Here is a 15,380-nt window from a genome sequence, read left to right on the forward strand (position 1 = left end):
CCGCATGCCGCGCCCGATCCTCTACATCCAGCACACCGCCGACCTGTATGGCGCCAGCCGCGCGCTGCTCAACCTGCTCGGCGCACTCGACCGAAGCGCGTATGCGCCGCTGGTCGCCTTGCCCGGCCCCGGCCCGCTGGCCGAGCACCTGCGCGCGCTCGACGTGCCGGTGATTGCTGCGCCCTACCTGCAAACGCTCTGGGGCCACATTTTTCGCTCGTGGCGCGTGCTGCCCTTTGCAGCGCGCCAGCTTCCCGCCGCGCTGGCGCTGCGCCGCGCCATCCGGCAGCACGAGATCGCGCTGGTGCACAGCAATGTGTGGACGGTGCTAACCGGCGCGTTTGGCGCGCGTGCCGCTGGCGTGCCGCATCTCTGGCATGTGCGCGAGGTGCTGCCGCGTATGGGCGGCATGAAAGCCGGCCTGGTCCAGCTCACGCTTCGCAACGCGGCGCGGGTGGTGTGCATTTCGGAAGCGGTCGCTGAACAGTTTGCTGGGCATCGCAGCGAGCATGTGCGCGTGATCTACGATGGCCTGCCGCTCGGCCCAGCCCGCCCGCCCGAGCCGCCGCACAGCCCGCTACGCGTGGGCCTGGTGGGGCGCTTGCATCCCCAGAAAGGCCAGGCCGATCTGCTGCACGCCTTTGCCATGCTGCCAGCCGACCTGCGCGCCAAGAGCCGCATTCTGCTGGTTGGCGGGGCGTCGCACGGCCAGGAGGCGCAGCCAGCCGCGCTCGCCGCACTGGCGGAGCGCCTCGGTATTGCCGGCCAGGTCGAGCTCTGTGGCTTTGTCGCGCAGCCAGAATCGCTCATTCGCTCGCTCGATCTGCTGGTGCTGCCGGCTACGCGCGCCGAGGGTTTGGGCGGCGTGCTGCTGGAAGCCATGGCCGCGCAGGTGCCGGTGCTGGCCAGCGCAGTGGGCGGCATCCGCGAGATTGTGGCAGACGGTGAGAATGGCGTGCTGGTGCCGCCCCAGCAGCCGGCCGCGCTGGCTGCCGCGCTCGAGCGCCTGCTCCGCGATCCGCAGGAATGCGCGCGCCTGGCGCAGGCCGGCCGCGCCACCGTCGAGCAGCGCTTTTCTGCCCGCGCCATGGCCGCCCAGATCGAAGGCGTGTATCGCGAACTGCTTGGCGCGCCCTATGCCCATATGTCGTAAATACTTCCTTTCCGGGCAAAAGCAGCGGCGCACCCAACGACACACTTGACGACCTGTGGTACGATCCGCACAATGCCGGTCGAAACGCGCCTGCGCCGCCCGGCCCGCCCCATCGCTCCAGTGCACAGACATATGGGAGGAGGAAGGATGTCGCTTTCCAATGCGCAGCGCGTCAGCGCAGCGCTGCTGTTCGCCATGCTGCTGCTGGCTGGCTTGCCCGCCTCACCGCCAGCCGCGCACGCCCAGCCCCCCGCCCGCGACAAAGGATCACCTTTCGGGATGGTCACCGCCATCGGCAACCGCGTGCGCTCCGACGAGATCGACCGCTACGTTGGGTTGCTGCGCGAGGCCGGCGTGCAGTGGGTGCGCGAAGAAATTTTCTGGGATCGCGTGCAGCGCGAGCCGGGCGGCCCGTTCTTCTGGAATGGCGACGGCAGCGGCTTCTACGACTACGACCGCAGCATCAGCGCGCAGGCCAGCGCGGGCATTCATGTGCTCGGCCTGCTCGACTACAACCCGCTCTGGTTCAAGGGCCAGGCCCCGCCGCTCGACGCCTGGATCAAAGACTGGGGCGATTACGTCTACCAGACTGTTGCGCGCTATGGGCGCAGCGGGCAGATCAAGCACTGGGAAATATGGAATGAGCCGAATTTGACCGGCTCGGGCTATTCCAGCGGCTTGTACGAAATCAAAGACTACGCCCGCATTCTGGGTGTGGCGCACGACGCTGCCAAAGCCGCCGACCCTGAAGCGACCATCGTGCTGGGCGGGCTGGCGGCGGTGTGGAGCTACCCACCTTCGCCAACCACCTACGACTATTTCGACTACCTCGACGCGCTGGGCAAGCTCGGCGCGTGGGGCAGCTTCGACGTGGTGGCGGTGCACCCCTACCGCCCCGACCCGCCCGAAGGCCAGCCGCTGCGCCGCGACGGCACGCTCACCTTCCCGCAGGAAATGCAGCGCCTCGACGACCTGATTGCGCGCTACGGCCCCAAGCCGGTCTGGCTCACCGAGGTGGGCTGGGCGACCAATCGTGTCTGGCCGGGCGTGCCGGAAGATCGGCAGGCGCAGTTCCTGGCGCGGCTGTATATCATGGCCATTGCGACGCCAAATGTCGAAAAGGTTTTCTGGTACGACTTCCGCAACGACAGCATTCCCACCGCGCCCTACGATCAGCCGGTATACAACGACAACTACCACGAGCTGAACTACGGCCTGCTGCGCCGCACCTACCCGCTCGACCCGAACGCGCCGAACCTGCGCAAGCCCGCCTATATCGCCTACCGTGCCATGACTAGCGCGCTTAGCGGGCTGTCGCTCACTGAGGTGCCTGCCGACGGCCGGCGCGGCGACATGCCAAATACCTACTGGTATCGCTTCGGCGGGGGGCGGCGCGTGGACGTGCTGTGGAACACCGACGTCGGCAATCAGATCGTCCAGATTCCGTGCAGCTGCCGCGAGGCGCTGGTGCGCCACTGGAACGGGCGCGTGCGCTTCCTGATCTTCCCTGAAAATGGCGTGCTGAACCTGCGGCTGGATGAGCAAGGTTCGCCGGTCTATGTCGAGTACGACCCGCCGGCCGCGCAGAACGCGCGCATCTTCCCCGAAACCGGCCACTCGCTGCGCGGCTCGTTCCGCAGCTTCTGGGAGGCGCATGGAGGCCTGGCCGGCTTTGGCTACCCGCTCACCGAAGAAATCACCGAGCCCGAGGCGGGCAGCGGCCGGCCGCGCGTGGTGCAGTATTTCGAGCGCGCGCGCTTTGAGTATTTCCCCGAGTTCGCCGGCTCGCCCTATGAAGTGCAGCTTGGCCTGCTGGGCGTTTCGCTGCTCAGCCGCTTCGGCGTCGAGTGGCAGGCGCAGCCAAAGGTTTCGGGCGCGCCGCCCGGCTGCCAGTTCTTCCCCGAAAGCGGGCACTCGCTCTGCCAGCCCTTTCTGGCGCGCTGGCAGCAGCTTGGCGGCCTGGCGCTCATGGGCCTGCCAATCACCGAGCCGTTCGAGGCCACGCGCCCCGACACCGGGCAGAAATACACCGTGCAGTACTTCGAGCGCGCGCGTTTCGAGTACCACCCCGAAAACGCTGGCACGCCCTACGAAGTGCTGCTTGGCCTGCTTGGGCGCGAGCTGATCACGCGCTTCGACAACCCATGATGCGTGTGAACGCGCGGGGTTAGGGTTTGGGGAATGGGGTTTAGTGATTACGCGCAAGTCCGATCCGAGCACTGGTCATCACAACGGTGGTGGCCAGCGCTTCTTCGCGCCCGCCCACAACCAGGCGAAGCACGCCGCATAGCCCCGCACAGAGCGAGATCTGTTTACGCCTCCAGCAACGTAGTATGCTACAATACGGCCCATCCTTCCGCTGAACAGACAAGGCCCCGACCATGAACATCGCGTCGATCGAAGCGCTGCAAGAAGCCCTCGCCAGCCATCGCTACGTGGCCGACCGGCCGCTCGCCACTGCACTATTTCTTGCCCTGAAGCTGCAAAAACCACTGCTGCTCGAAGGCGAGGCCGGCGTCGGCAAAACTGAAATTGCCAAAACGCTGGCCGCCATGACTGGCCGGCGGCTGATCCGCCTGCAATGCTATGAGGGCCTGGACGTTAATACCACGATCTACGAGTGGAACTACACGCGCCAGATGCTGCAAATTCGCCTGCTCGAAAGCGCCGGCGCGGCCAACACCCAGCAGACCATACACGATATTTTCGGCCCCGAATTTCTGATCAAGCGCCCGCTGCTCCAGGCAATCGAGGCCAGCGCGGAAGACGCCCAGCCGCCAATTCTGCTGATCGACGAGCTGGATCGCGCCGATGAAGAGTTCGAAGCCTTTCTGCTCGAACTGCTGTCCGACTGGCAGATCAGCATTCCCGAAATTGGCACGATTCGCGCCGCCCAGCCACCCACCGTCATCCTCACCAGCAACCGCACCCGCGAAGTCCACGACGCGCTCAAGCGCCGCTGCCTGTTCTACTGGATCGACTACCCGTCGCTGGAAAAAGAACAGCAGATCGTGTCCGCCAAAGTGCCCGACGCATCCGAGCGCCTTTCGCGCCAGGTCACAATATTCGTGCAGGAGCTGCGCAAGCTCGACCTGTACAAGCTGCCCGGCGTGGCCGAAACGCTCGACTGGACGCAGGCGCTGGTCGCGCTCGACACGCACGAGCTAAGTGTGGGCGCGGTGGAAGATACGCTGGGCGCAATTCTGAAATACCAGGACGACATCAACCAGGTGCGCGCCGGCGCGGTGAAGTCGCTGGTGGAAAAGGCCGCGCGCTAAACGCAGCCGCCACGCTGAGCCCACTATCATTCAAATGAGAACGGCAGGAACGTCACCACAGAGGCGCAGCGGCACGAGGGCACGGGGGTTGCAGGTTTACACGTTTGAAGGTTCCAGCTTCCTGCCAACTGTTTAGTTCTACGATTCCGCGGTTCTTCTCGCCCTTCGTGTCTTCGTGGTTCCGTTTTTCGGCCCTTGATGCCTTAGTGACTTGGTGGTTATTTTAAAATAGTGCGCCCAGCCACGAATAGAGTAATTATGACAAGCGATCAACCTGCCTCGCAACCCGGCTTCCTGATGCAGCATGTGCTGGCCTTCACTTTTTTGCTGCGCGAAATGGGCGTGGATGTGAGCCCTGGCCAGGCGCTGGAGCTTGTGCACGCGCTGGAGTTTGTGCCGATCACCAGCCGCGAGGATTTTCGCTCGGCGGCGCGCTGCACGCTCATCCGCCGCCACGAAGATCTGCCGCTGTTCGACACGGCCTTTGCCTTCTACTGGCGCGTGCAAAACAACGACCCGATGATGCTGGCGCTGCCGGTGATGAAAGTGCCGGCCAAGCCGCTGCGCATCCCGCGCCGCCCGCGCGACCAGGGCGATGGCGCGGGCGAGCAGCCCAAAGAAGAAAAGCAGATCGAGATCCTGCTTTCCTACAGCCGTGGCGAGTCGATTCGCACCAAGGATTTCGGCACGTTTAGCTGGGAAGAAGTGCAGGCCTGCAAGGCGCTGCTCAACAACCTCGAATGGCGCATCGAGCAGCGCAAAACCCGCCGCCAGCGACCCAAGCGCACCGGCCGGCGGATCGACATGCGCCGGGTGCTGCGGCGCAACCTGCGCTATGGTGGCGAGCCGCTTGAGCTGGCCTGGCGCGCGCCGCGCCTGCACCAGCGCCCGCTGGTGGTGCTGTGCGACATCAGCGGCTCGATGGATCGCTACAGCCGCATTCTGCTCCAGTTCGTCCACACCATCTCCAACGGCCTGCACGACGTCGAGGCGTTTGTGTTTGGCACGCGCCTCACGCGCATCACGCGGCTGCTGCGCGAGCGCGATATTGACGACGCGGTTGGCATGGTCAGCAAGCAGGTAAACGACTGGTCGGGCGGCACGCGCATTGGCGAAACCCTGAAAGAGTTCAACTTTCGCTGGGGCCGCCGCGTGCTCGGCCATGGCGCGGTGGTGCTGCTGATTAGCGACGGCTGGGATCGTGGCGACCCCAAGCTGCTTGGCCGCGAAATCGCGCGCCTGCAACGTTCCTGCCACCGCCTGATCTGGCTGAACCCGCTGCTCGGCGGGCGCGACTACCAGCCGCTCACGCAGGGCATCCAGGCCGCCCTGCCCTTTGTCGACGATTTTCTGCCAGTGCACAACCTGCTCAGCCTCGAGCAGCTTGGCGCAAAGCTCTCGGCCATCGGCGAGCGCCGCCCCGAGCGTCGCCAGCGCCCGCTGCTCACGAACACATAGGCATACGATTCCGCACTTCTCTGAAATGGCAGGCTCACAAGCCTTTTGGCGCGATGACTTGTGGCAGCACCTCATCACATTTGGCGGCCGCAGCCCTTATTCTTTCCTGTGTGCAGTTTTTCCGTGCTCCGCACGGAAAAACTGCACACAATAATAATGAAAGTACCTTGCTGCCGAACTTCCTGAGCGAAGTCGAAGCCCGTCCTGAGCGAAGCCGAAGGGGGCAGGCAAAAATGCACGGCGTCGAGCTATCGCCTTGGATGATGCGAACGAGAAGATAAATCTGGAAGGAGAAGGAGCAACCGATGGGCATTGCGATCATCGGAACGGGTTGGGGCGCGCGCGTGCAGGTGCCGGCCTTCCGCAGCGCCGGGCTGGATGTGGTGGCGCTGGCCGGTAGCGACGCGGCCAAAACCGAGCGAATTGCCGGCGAGCTGGGCGTTTCCTCGGCCACGGGCGACTGGCGCGACCTGCTGGCGCGCCCGGATGTCGATGTGCTCAGCATTGTCACGCCACCCGATCTGCACCACGAAATCGCGCTGGCGGGGCTGGAAGCCGGCAAGCACGTGCTGTGCGAAAAGCCCACCGCGCGCGACGCCGCCGAAGCCGAGGAAATGCTGGCCGCCGCGCAGGTGCGTCCCCGCCAGCTCGCACTGATCGACCACGAGCTGCGCTTTCTGCCCGCGATCATCCGCGCCCGCCAGCTGCTGGCCGATGGCGCAATTGGCGGCGTGCGCCACGCGCTCTTCCGCGTGATCGGCAACTCACGCGCCGACCTGAGCCGCCCGTGGAACTGGTGGAGCGACGCGGGGCGTGGCGGTGGCGCGCTCGGCGCATATGGCTCGCACCAGATCGACCTGCTGCGCTTTCTGATGCAATCCGAGGTTGCCGAGGTCGCCGCCACGCTGCACACATTCATTGCCCAGCGCCCGGCAGACGATGGCCTGCGCCCGGTAACCAGCGACGACTACTACAGCCTGCGGCTGCGCTTCGCCAATGGCGCGCTCGCGGCAATTGAGTGCAGCGCGGCGGCGCGCACCCAGGAGCCAAACAGCCTGACGCTCTACGGCGCGGGCGGCTCGCTGCGCTGGCTGGACGGCGCGCTCCACTATGCCGAAGCCAGCGGCGACTTCCAGAATATCACGCCCGCTGCAACGCAGGCGCTTCCCGCCGGCCTCGAAGGCGATTTCCCACACGGCACCGTCTACCTCGCGCACGCGCTCAGCGCCTACCTCGCCGGAGATGCAGATGCGCTTGCGCTGGGCGCAACCTTTGCCGACGGCCTGAGCAACCAGCGCGTGCTCGACGCCGCGCGCGAATCCGAGCGCCAGGGCGGGCGCTATATCGCGCTGTAACGCCCGCCAACGCCAGCAGGGGCGCTCCCACAGTGTGGGAGCGCCCCTGCCTTTGCCCAAGTAAGAAAAACTTACTTGATGTCGGCCGTCGCGCCGGCCTCGACCAGCTTGGCCTTGGTGGCCTCGGCTTCTTCCTTGCTCACGCCTTCCTTCACCGGCTTCGGCGCGCTCTCAACCAGGTCCTTGGCTTCCTTCAGACCCAGGCCGCTGACCAGCTCGCGCACGACCTTGATCACCTGGATCTTGTTCGCGCCGGCCGCCGTCAGGATGACGTCGAACTCGGTCTTCTCCTCGACGGGAGCAGCTGCCGCCGCGCCGTCGCCGCCGCCCGCCGCCGGCATAGCGCCAGCCGCAAACATCGGCGCCGCCGCCGTCACGCCCCACTTCTCTTCCATGGTCTTCTTCAGCTCGACCAGCTCGAGGACGTTCAGGCCCTCCATGCTCTCAATGATGCTGTTTATCTTGTCGCTCGCCATGATTTCATCTCTCCTTGAGTGATACACTTATCAAATATTGAACCAATCCAACCGTCAAACATTGGCACACTACGCCGCGACCTCGCCAGCCGGTTCGATCTGATCGATGCGCGCCTGCAGGGCATAGAGAACATTCGTGATCGCAGCGTTGATGACGTTAACCACGCCCGACACCGGTGCGGCCACGCCGCCAACGATCTGGGCCAGCACTTGCTCGCGGGTGGGCAGGCTCGAAACCTGGTCGAGCACATTCTCACCGAGCAGGGCATTGCCCAGCATACCGCCGCGCACTACCAGCTTCTTCGGGCCTTTGTTGAAGTCCGAAATTGCCTTAGCTGTCTTGGCAGCGTCCTGGAACGCAAACGCCAGCGCCGTCGGGCCCGAAAGCAGCGACTCAAGCGCCTCGTGGCCAGTTTCCTTGGCCGCGCGCAGCGTCAGGGTGTTCTTCGCCACAATCAGCTCGGCGCCTGTGTCGCGCAGTTTCTTGCGCAGATCAGTGATCTCCGCCACGGTCAGGCCGCGGTAGTCGGTCACCAGCGTGAGCTGTGTGCGCGTTAGTTTGTCGGTCAAATCGGCAACCGATTCAACCTTGCGCTGTGTAGGCATTGTATTCACCTCCTCCCACTGTGGGATGTGTTTGGAATGGCAACAAAAAAGCCGCAGTGCCTAGACACAGCAGCCAATCAACGGCGAACGCCGCTGGAAGTTCTGCCTCGGCGGGCGGCCCGAGGGCCATTAAGCCAAACACCCGCTGTCTAGGGCTATGAAGTTTTGCGTTGTAGGGGCGTACTATAGTGCGCCCCTACAACGCGCTCGTTACTCAGCCGCGCTCCCGACGCTCATTGCCTGCGCCGCAACCGGGTCGACCCGGATGCCAGGGCCCATGGTGCTGGTGAACGTCACGCTCTTGACAAACACGCCTTTGGTCGCGGCCGGCTTGGCGGCTTTGACGGCGTCCATCAGGGCGGCGATATTGTCCTGAATCTGGCCTTCGCTGAAGCTGACTTTGCCAACCGCCACATGCAGCAGGCCGGTGCGGTCATTGCGGAACTCCACGCGGCCACCGCGCACCTCGCGGATCGTGCGGGGCAGATCCTCGGGCTGCACGATCGTGCCGCTCTTCGGGTTCGGCATCAGGCCACGCGGGCCAAGCTTGCGGCCCACCCGGCCAACCTTGCCCATCATGTCGGGCGTGGCGATGGCGATGTCGAAATCGAAGAAGTTCTCTTTGTCGATGCGGCCAATCAGGTCGTCGGCGCCAACAAAGTCCGCGCCAGCGTCCTTGGCGGCCTGCGCAGCTTCGCCCTGCGCAAACACCAGTACGCGCACGCTCTTGCCTGTGCCGTGCGGCAGGGCCACCGTGGTGCGGATGTTCTGGTCGGCGTGGCGCGGGTCGATGCCCAGCCGCAGGTGGACTTCCACCGTCGCGTCGAACTTGGTGTACGACGTCGACTTGATCAGCGCAACCGCGTCCTGGGGCGCATACAGCTGCGCGCGGTCGACCTTCTTGAGTGCTTCAGCGTATTTTTTGCCGTGATCGCGTGCCATTGAGTGTTCTCCTTTGTGGTCAAGCGGGCCGAAGCCCTCCCACAACTGCTGCCCGGTCAGAAGCGCCAGGCGTTTAGTCTTTAATCGTGATGCCCATGCTGCGGGCAGTACCGGCCAGGATCTTCTCTGCGCCAGCGATGTCGATCGCGTTCAGGTCGCTCATCTTCTGCTCGGCCAGCTTGCGCAGCTGCTCGCGCGTGATCGAGCCAACCTTGGTGCGGTTCGGGATGCCCGAGCCTTTGTCCACACCCGCTGCTTTACGCAGCAGGTCCGCCGCCGGCGGCGTCTTGAGCACAATCGTAAACGAGCGATCCGAGTACACCGTAATCTCGACCGGAATGACGCTCCCGGCCTGCGAAGAGGTTTTCTCGTTATACTCTTTTACGAAGGCCATGATGTTGATGCCGTAGCTACCCAGCGCCGGGCCGACCGGCGGTGCCGGGGTGGCCTTGCCGGCCGGAAGCTGCAGCTTCACGACACCCGTGACTTTCTTTGCCACAATCTACTCCTTATGAACGTATGTCGCTGAAGAAGGACGAACGAACGAGCGTTGAACACCTGTTCCGACGCCATTGTCGGGCCGGCGCACGGCCGTTCGTCGTTCGCCCTTCGCAGGAGAACAGCGCGATAGTTAATCGACCAGCCGCGTCACCTGAAGGAAATCGAGCTCCACCGGCGCTTCGCGGCCAAAGAACGAAACCAGCACCCGCACGCGCCCGCGCTCGTGGTCAATCGCATCGACCACGCCCTCAAAGTCGGTGAAGGGCCCATCGGTGATTTTGACGGCCTGGCCGACCTGGTAGCTGACGCGTACCTTCGGGGCTTCCTCTTCCATCTGCTTGAGGATGGCCTTGACCTCAGTGTCGTCGAGCGGGGTTGGGCGGTTGCCGTGCCCCACAAAGCTCGTCACCCCCGGCGTGTTGCGCACAACGTACCAGGAGTTGTCATTCATGCGCATTTGAACAAGCACATAGCCTGGGAAGACTTTTTTATGCACCGTGCGGCGCTGACCGTTTTTAATCTCAATTTCTTCTTCGGTCGGCACAATCACACGGAAAATCTGATCTTGCATCTCCATCGTTTCGATGCGGTGCATCAGATTCTGGCGCACTTTATTTTCGTACCCCGAGTAGGTGTGGATGACATACCAGTGCCGGCCATCATCCGCCTGAAACTCCGAGTCGCTCTGTTTGTCGTTTCGGTCTGACAACGGTGCCCTCGTACCTTAGCTAGCCCACCGCGTTCTGAAGAGCAAGGATGAGATATTGAAAGATCGAGTCAGCAGTAAACAGAACAATACTAATGATCGCTGAAAGAACAACAACAACAACGGTCAGGCGCACGGTTTCTTCGCGCGTCGGCCAGACAACTTTTTTCATTTCGGAACGAACTTCGCGCAGCGTCCGCACGAGCGAGTTCTCGTTCTGCTCTTTCTCAACCGCCATTGGGGTTTCCTTTTATGCTGACGACATACCTGAGGGTGAGGGCAGACAGGTAGCAGCGCCACCCGCATCGCCCTCACCCTCTAGCACAAGCTACGACTCAATCTTAGTCACAACGCCCGAGCCGACCGTGCGGCCACCTTCGCGGATTGCGAAACGCAAGCCTTCCTCGATCGCCACCGGCACGATCAGCTCCACGCCCATCTCCACGTTGTCCCCCGGCATCACCATCTCCATCCCCTCCGGCAGCGTGATCGAACCCGTCACGTCCGTCGTTCGGATGTAGAACTGCGGCCGGTAGCCTGGGAAGAATGGCGTGTGCCGCCCGCCTTCCTCTTTCTTCAGCACATACACCTGCGCCTTGACCTTCTTGTGCGGCTTGATCGACCCCGGAGCCGCCAGCACCTGCCCGCGCTCCACGTCCGTCCGCTCAATACCGCGCAGCAGCACGCCCACATTGTCGCCCGCTACGCCTTCGTCCAGCGTTTTCTGGAACATTTCCACGCCCGTCACCACCGTCTTGCGCGGCGCACCCTCGCTCATACCGATGATCTCGATCGTGTCGGTCATCTTGACCTTGCCGCGCTCGATCCGGCCCGTCACCACGGTGCCGCGACCCTTGATGCCAAACACGTCTTCGATTGGCATCAGGAACGGCTGGTCGATCGCGCGCTGCGGCGTGGGGATGTAGCTGTCCACCGCGTCCATCAGCTCCAGGATGCTCTTGTACTCCGGCGCATTCGGGTCGGTCGAGGTCGACGACAGCGCCTGCAGCGCCGAGCCGCGAATAATCGGAATGTCGTCGCCGGGGAAGTCGTACTTCGAAAGCAGCTCGCGCAGCTCCAGCTCAACCAGCTCCAGCAACTCCGGGTCGTCCATCATGTCGACCTTGTTCAGGAACACGACCATGGCCGGCACCTGCACCTGGCGGGCGAGCAGGATGTGCTCGCGGGTCTGCGGCATCGGGCCGTCTGGCGCCGACACGACCAGGATCGCGCCGTCCATCTGGGCAGCGCCGGTGATCATGTTCTTGATGTAGTCGGCGTGGCCCGGGCAGTCGACGTGGGCATAGTGGCGGTTGTCGGTCTGGTACTCGACGTGGCGGATGGCGATGGTAATACCGCGCGCGCGCTCTTCGGGCGCGTTGTCGATCTGGTCGTAGGAGGTATACTTGGCCGCGCCCTTCATCGCCAGCACTTTGGTGATGGCGGCGGTCAGGGTCGTCTTGCCGTGGTCGACGTGACCAATCGTCCCGACGTTGATATGCGGTTTGGTTCGCTCGAATTTCTGCTTCGCCATTACGGTTCTAGGCCTCCATAACTTCTGCTGCACCGGCAGAGCCGACACAAACAAAAATAGGAATGATCCGCGCGGTGCGGATCGTCAAACATCTGGAGCCCATGTCGGGACTCGAACCCGAGACCTCGTCTTTACCAAAGACGTGCTCTACCAACTGAGCTACATGGGCAAAGAAAAGTTTTGAGTGCTGAGTGTTGAATTTTGAATGAGCAACTCAAAACTCAACATTCAAAACTCAAAACTCGATGGTGGGCCGGGCTGGATTCGAACCAGCGAAGGCGTAAGCCAGCAGATTTACAGTCTGCCCCGGTTGGCCACTTCGGTACCGACCCATCTTTAAGCTACCGCTTGCGGCAACGCGTGGCATTATACGCGACACACGCGGCGCTGTCAAATCTGCATTGGGGAGGCATGGAGATGGAGCCGGTGGTCGGGATCGAACCGACGACCTGCTGTTTACAAAACAGCTGCTCTGCCAGCTGAGCTACACCGGCCTTGCTTTATTGTAACACGGGGGCTGGCGGGAAGTCAATCGGTTGCCTGCTGCCAGCAGGGCCTGTCAAGGTTGGGTAAGCTCATGTATCCACAGATTACGCAGATTATGGACCTCCTTTCTGTGTAATCTGTGTAATCTGCGTAATCTGTGGATGATTTTGAGGCTTTTACTTGGCTGCGCCGGCACGAAATTACAGCGACCGCTTCGGTGTACAATTCTTGCAGCGAGGCGGCGCGGGAATGGTATAATAGCGCCCAGCAAACCCGCAAGCGAGGAACAGCATGACACAAGATTCTGCCCGCGTGCCAAACCTGGATGCACTCGGTTTCGATCTGCCGACGCCCGAAGAAGGGCTGGCCGAGGCCAAACGCCGCCTGGCCCGCACACTCCGCCCGAAAGAGATGGTCTGGGTCGTCGCCGAGCGCTACGACCCGGTGACGCCAGCCTGGAACCTCGACATTGTGCGCCAGGGCGCGACTGGCCGCTGGGTGCGCCAGCGCTCGCGCTTCGATGAGCAGGCGCAGGTGCTCTACTACCTCGGCGAAACGCCGCTCACCGACGAGCAGTTCCGCGAGGTGCACCGCGCATTCCGGCCCTTCCCAACCGCGGAGTGGCTGGCGCGCTGAGCAAGCCGCACCACAAGGCCACCGCCGGCGCGCCCACGAATGGCGCGCGGGCAACGGCCAGCATACCCGAGGCCATGCCGCCCGCCACGCAGGCACCCACGCCCTGGGATGTCGATGATCTGTATGCGCTCGACGCGCTGGAAGATCCGCGCTGCAACCCTTCTGGGCTCCAGGTTGCGTTTGTGCGCGTTTCTGCCGACCGGGTGGAGAACCGCTACCGCCGCGCAATCTGGCTGGCGGCCACCGATGGCGCAACCCCGCCGCGCCGCTTCACCAGCGGCCTGTGCAGCGACACCGCGCCGCGCTGGAGCCCCGACGGCCAGTGGCTGGCCTTTGTGTCGGATCGCGCGGGCGGGCCGCCGCAGCTCTACCTCATGCGCGCCGACGGCGGCGAAGCGCGCTGCCTGACGACCCTGCCCGGCGGCGTGAGCGAGCCGGCCTGGCGGCCCGATGGCACGCAGATCGCCTTTCTCAGCCGCGCCAACGCCGACGAGCGCGCCACCGAAGATCGCGGCGAACAGCAGCCCGCGCCTGCGAGCGCCTGGGAGCGCGACCGCGCCATTGCCGCGCGCGCCCACGCCGAGGCCGAACGCTTCGACCCGCGCGTGGTGACGCGGCTGCCCTACCGCGCTGGCACCAGCTTCTTCGACGACCGGCGCGTGCATGTGTACCTGCTCGACCTGCCCGCCGACGACGATGCGCCGCCTGCCGCGCCGCGCCGCCTGAGCGACGGCGACATGCACCACGGCGCGCCGGCCTGGATGCCCGATGGCAGCGCCATTCTCACCACCGCTACCCGCGACCCCGAGGCCGACGCGATTTTCGCCTTCTACGACGTATTGCGCCTGCCCGTGCCGCCGAGCGGGCGCGGCGAGGCCGAGCGCCTGAGCGAAGCCGGCTTCTCCTTCTACGACCCGCAGCCCTCGCCCGATGGCGCGTGGATCGCGCTGCGCCGCCGCGCCGACGACCGCCCGCTCGCTGCGGGCGCGCACATCGCCATTATGCCCGCGAGCGGCGGCGCGCTGCGCGACATTTCCGGCGGCGCCGACCTGAATGCCGAAGCGCTGCGCTGGCAGCCCGACGGCGCGGGCGTGCTGTTTACCGCCAACTGGCGCGGCACGCAACCACTCTATTGTGCAAATGTAGAAACACATGCCGGCAGCGCGCCAACGCCCGACGCCAGGGGCGAAACACTGGCGCAACCCACGCCCCCGTCGCTGATCCCCGCAGCCGATCGCTTCGTCGAGGCGTTCGACCCGGCCCCGCGCGGCATTGCCTTTGTGGCCGGCAGCGCTGCCAGCCCCTGCGAGCTGTTTTTCCGCCACGCCGACGGCCGCGAAATGCAGCTTACGCACTTCAACCGTGCGCTGCTGGCCGGCCGCGCCACCGCGCCCTTCGAGGAGCTGCTGTACCACGCGCCCGACGGCGAAGAGGTGCAGGGCTGGCTGCTCCGTCCGCCCGCCTTCGACCCGGCGCAGAGCTACCCGCTGGCGGTGCACATCCACGGCGGGCCGCACTACATGTGGGCACCCGGCTTCCGCCATATGTGGCACGAGCTGCAAGCCACTGCCGGGCGCGGCTACGTGGTATTTTTCTGCAACCCACGCGGCTCCGAAGGCTATGGCGAGCGCTGGCGCGACGCGATTCATGCCAACTGGGGTTTTGCCGACGCGCCCGACATCCTGGCCGGCATCGACGCGGTGATTGCGCTGGGAGGGATCGACCCGGCGCGCATAGGTGTGACGGGCGGCTCGTATGGCGGCTATATGACGGCATGGCTGCTGGCGCATACCGACCGTTTCGCGTGCGGGGTGTCAGCGCGCGGTGTCTACAACCTGCTGACGCAGCACAGCACCAGCGACGCCCACGAGCTGATCGAGTATGAGTTCGACGGCTACCCCTGGGACATGGCCGAGAAGCTGTGGAAGCATTCGCCGCTCGCCTACGCGCACCAGATCAGCGCGCCGCTGCGGCTGCTGCACAGCGAGCACGATTACCGCGTGCCAATCAGCGAGGCCGAGCAGCTGTTCGCCTTGCTGCGCCGCCGCCGCCAGGTGGTGGAGCTGGTGCGCTACCCCCGCGAGGGCCACGAGCTAACCCGCGCTGGCGAGCCGGCCCACCGCGCCGACCACATGGCGCGCACGCTCGAATGGCTCGACCGCTACTGCAAGAACGACCCAGGCGCGTAAGCTGCGCTGCGGGCAAGCATCTTGCATATACCCCTTCCACGCTTTGCGCTTGCATACATC

The 15,380-nt window shown here is 64.4% G+C and carries 14 protein-coding genes and 3 tRNA genes; 7 read left to right on the plus strand and 10 right to left on the minus strand.

Going from position 1 to position 15,380, the window contains the following annotated elements; genetic code table 11:
* Nucleotides 1-4 precede the first annotated feature (4 nt).
* From M1P90_RS20510 to M1P90_RS20530, 5 genes are all read left to right on the plus strand, one after another.
* On the plus strand, nucleotides 5-1,153 hold the full coding sequence (locus M1P90_RS20510) for a glycosyltransferase (RefSeq protein WP_483697156.1): 1,149 nt from the start codon (nucleotides 5-7) through the stop codon (nucleotides 1,151-1,153).
* Nucleotides 1,154-1,300: 147 nt separating this feature from the next.
* Entirely contained in the window at nucleotides 1,301-3,301 is a 2,001-nt protein-coding gene (locus tag M1P90_RS20515) for a glycosyl hydrolase (RefSeq protein ID WP_483697157.1), read from the plus strand.
* A gap of 233 nt (nucleotides 3,302-3,534) precedes the next feature.
* Nucleotides 3,535-4,431: an AAA family ATPase gene (locus tag M1P90_RS20520; protein ID WP_483697158.1), complete on the plus strand. Its 897-nt coding sequence runs from the start codon at nucleotides 3,535-3,537 to the stop codon at nucleotides 4,429-4,431.
* Nucleotides 4,432-4,689: 258 nt separating this feature from the next.
* Nucleotides 4,690-5,889, plus strand: coding sequence for a vWA domain-containing protein (locus M1P90_RS20525; RefSeq protein WP_483697159.1), 1,200 nt, complete (start codon nucleotides 4,690-4,692; stop codon nucleotides 5,887-5,889).
* A gap of 305 nt (nucleotides 5,890-6,194) precedes the next feature.
* Nucleotides 6,195-7,244 (plus strand): Gfo/Idh/MocA family protein, encoded by a 1,050-nt coding sequence (locus M1P90_RS20530; RefSeq protein ID WP_483697160.1) that lies wholly within the window; start codon nucleotides 6,195-6,197, stop codon nucleotides 7,242-7,244.
* A gap of 71 nt (nucleotides 7,245-7,315) precedes the next feature.
* On the opposite strand, the gene rplL is transcribed toward M1P90_RS20530, so the two are convergent.
* From rplL to M1P90_RS20580, 10 genes are all read right to left on the minus strand, one after another.
* Nucleotides 7,316-7,720 (minus strand): 50S ribosomal protein L7/L12, encoded by a 405-nt coding sequence (gene rplL, locus M1P90_RS20535; RefSeq protein WP_483697161.1) that lies wholly within the window; start codon nucleotides 7,718-7,720, stop codon nucleotides 7,316-7,318.
* Between the two features lie 69 nt (nucleotides 7,721-7,789).
* Nucleotides 7,790-8,326, minus strand: a complete 537-nt coding sequence (gene rplJ / locus M1P90_RS20540) for a 50S ribosomal protein L10 (RefSeq protein ID WP_483697162.1) — start codon at nucleotides 8,324-8,326, stop codon at nucleotides 7,790-7,792.
* Nucleotides 8,327-8,536: 210 nt separating this feature from the next.
* Nucleotides 8,537-9,268 carry a 50S ribosomal protein L1 gene (rplA, locus tag M1P90_RS20545; RefSeq protein ID WP_483697163.1) on the minus strand — a complete coding sequence of 244 codons (732 nt, stop codon included), beginning with the start codon at nucleotides 9,266-9,268 and terminating at the stop codon, nucleotides 8,537-8,539.
* A gap of 73 nt (nucleotides 9,269-9,341) precedes the next feature.
* A complete protein-coding gene (rplK, locus tag M1P90_RS20550) occupies nucleotides 9,342-9,767 on the minus strand; it encodes a 50S ribosomal protein L11 (protein ID WP_483697164.1) in 426 nt (141 codons plus the stop codon).
* Between the two features lie 132 nt (nucleotides 9,768-9,899).
* Complete coding sequence (gene nusG, locus M1P90_RS20555) at nucleotides 9,900-10,478, minus strand: transcription termination/antitermination protein NusG (protein WP_483697165.1); 579 nt, start codon at nucleotides 10,476-10,478, stop codon at nucleotides 9,900-9,902.
* 19 nt (nucleotides 10,479-10,497) lie between these two features.
* The gene (gene secE / locus M1P90_RS20560; RefSeq protein WP_483697166.1) at nucleotides 10,498-10,713 is read right to left on the minus strand and encodes a preprotein translocase subunit SecE; all 216 of its coding nucleotides are present in this window, start codon (nucleotides 10,711-10,713) and stop codon (nucleotides 10,498-10,500) included.
* A 90-nt stretch (nucleotides 10,714-10,803) separates the two neighbouring features.
* Nucleotides 10,804-12,009, minus strand: a complete 1,206-nt coding sequence (gene tuf, locus M1P90_RS20565; RefSeq protein ID WP_483697167.1) for an elongation factor Tu — start codon at nucleotides 12,007-12,009, stop codon at nucleotides 10,804-10,806.
* Between the two features lie 93 nt (nucleotides 12,010-12,102).
* Nucleotides 12,103-12,178 (minus strand) — tRNA-Thr (locus M1P90_RS20570).
* Between the two features lie 77 nt (nucleotides 12,179-12,255).
* A tRNA-Tyr gene (locus M1P90_RS20575) sits at nucleotides 12,256-12,341 on the minus strand.
* Between the two features lie 86 nt (nucleotides 12,342-12,427).
* A tRNA-Thr gene (locus tag M1P90_RS20580) sits at nucleotides 12,428-12,503 on the minus strand.
* A gap of 283 nt (nucleotides 12,504-12,786) precedes the next feature.
* On the opposite strand from M1P90_RS20580, the gene M1P90_RS20585 reads away from it, so the two are divergent.
* A complete protein-coding gene (locus tag M1P90_RS20585; RefSeq protein WP_483697168.1) occupies nucleotides 12,787-13,131 on the plus strand; it encodes a hypothetical protein in 345 nt (114 codons plus the stop codon).
* Complete coding sequence (locus M1P90_RS20590) at nucleotides 13,116-15,320, plus strand: S9 family peptidase (RefSeq protein ID WP_483697169.1); 2,205 nt, start codon at nucleotides 13,116-13,118, stop codon at nucleotides 15,318-15,320. The genes M1P90_RS20585 and M1P90_RS20590 overlap by 16 nt, the downstream gene beginning before the upstream one ends.
* Nucleotides 15,321-15,380 lie beyond the last annotated feature (60 nt).

The organism is Kouleothrix sp. 19917, from assembly GCF_057073505.1.

Bases quoted from the DNA above. Each gene is read 5' to 3' on its own strand.
- M1P90_RS20510 (WP_483697156.1), top strand. From the start codon at position 5: ATGCCGCGCCCGATCCTCTACATCCAGCACACCGCCGACCTGTATGGC.
- M1P90_RS20515 (WP_483697157.1), top strand. From the start codon at position 1,301: ATGTCGCTTTCCAATGCGCAGCGCGTCAGCGCAGCGCTGCTGTTCGCC.
- M1P90_RS20520 (WP_483697158.1), top strand. From the start codon at position 3,535: ATGAACATCGCGTCGATCGAAGCGCTGCAAGAAGCCCTCGCCAGCCAT.
- M1P90_RS20525 (WP_483697159.1), top strand. From the start codon at position 4,690: ATGACAAGCGATCAACCTGCCTCGCAACCCGGCTTCCTGATGCAGCAT.
- M1P90_RS20530 (WP_483697160.1), top strand. From the start codon at position 6,195: ATGGGCATTGCGATCATCGGAACGGGTTGGGGCGCGCGCGTGCAGGTG.
- rplL (WP_483697161.1), bottom strand. From the start codon at position 7,720: ATGGCGAGCGACAAGATAAACAGCATCATTGAGAGCATGGAGGGCCTG.
- rplJ (WP_483697162.1), bottom strand. From the start codon at position 8,326: ATGCCTACACAGCGCAAGGTTGAATCGGTTGCCGATTTGACCGACAAA.
- rplA (WP_483697163.1), bottom strand. From the start codon at position 9,268: ATGGCACGCGATCACGGCAAAAAATACGCTGAAGCACTCAAGAAGGTC.
- secE (WP_483697166.1), bottom strand. From the start codon at position 10,713: ATGGCGGTTGAGAAAGAGCAGAACGAGAACTCGCTCGTGCGGACGCTG.
- tuf (WP_483697167.1), bottom strand. From the start codon at position 12,009: ATGGCGAAGCAGAAATTCGAGCGAACCAAACCGCATATCAACGTCGGG.
- M1P90_RS20585 (WP_483697168.1), top strand. From the start codon at position 12,787: ATGACACAAGATTCTGCCCGCGTGCCAAACCTGGATGCACTCGGTTTC.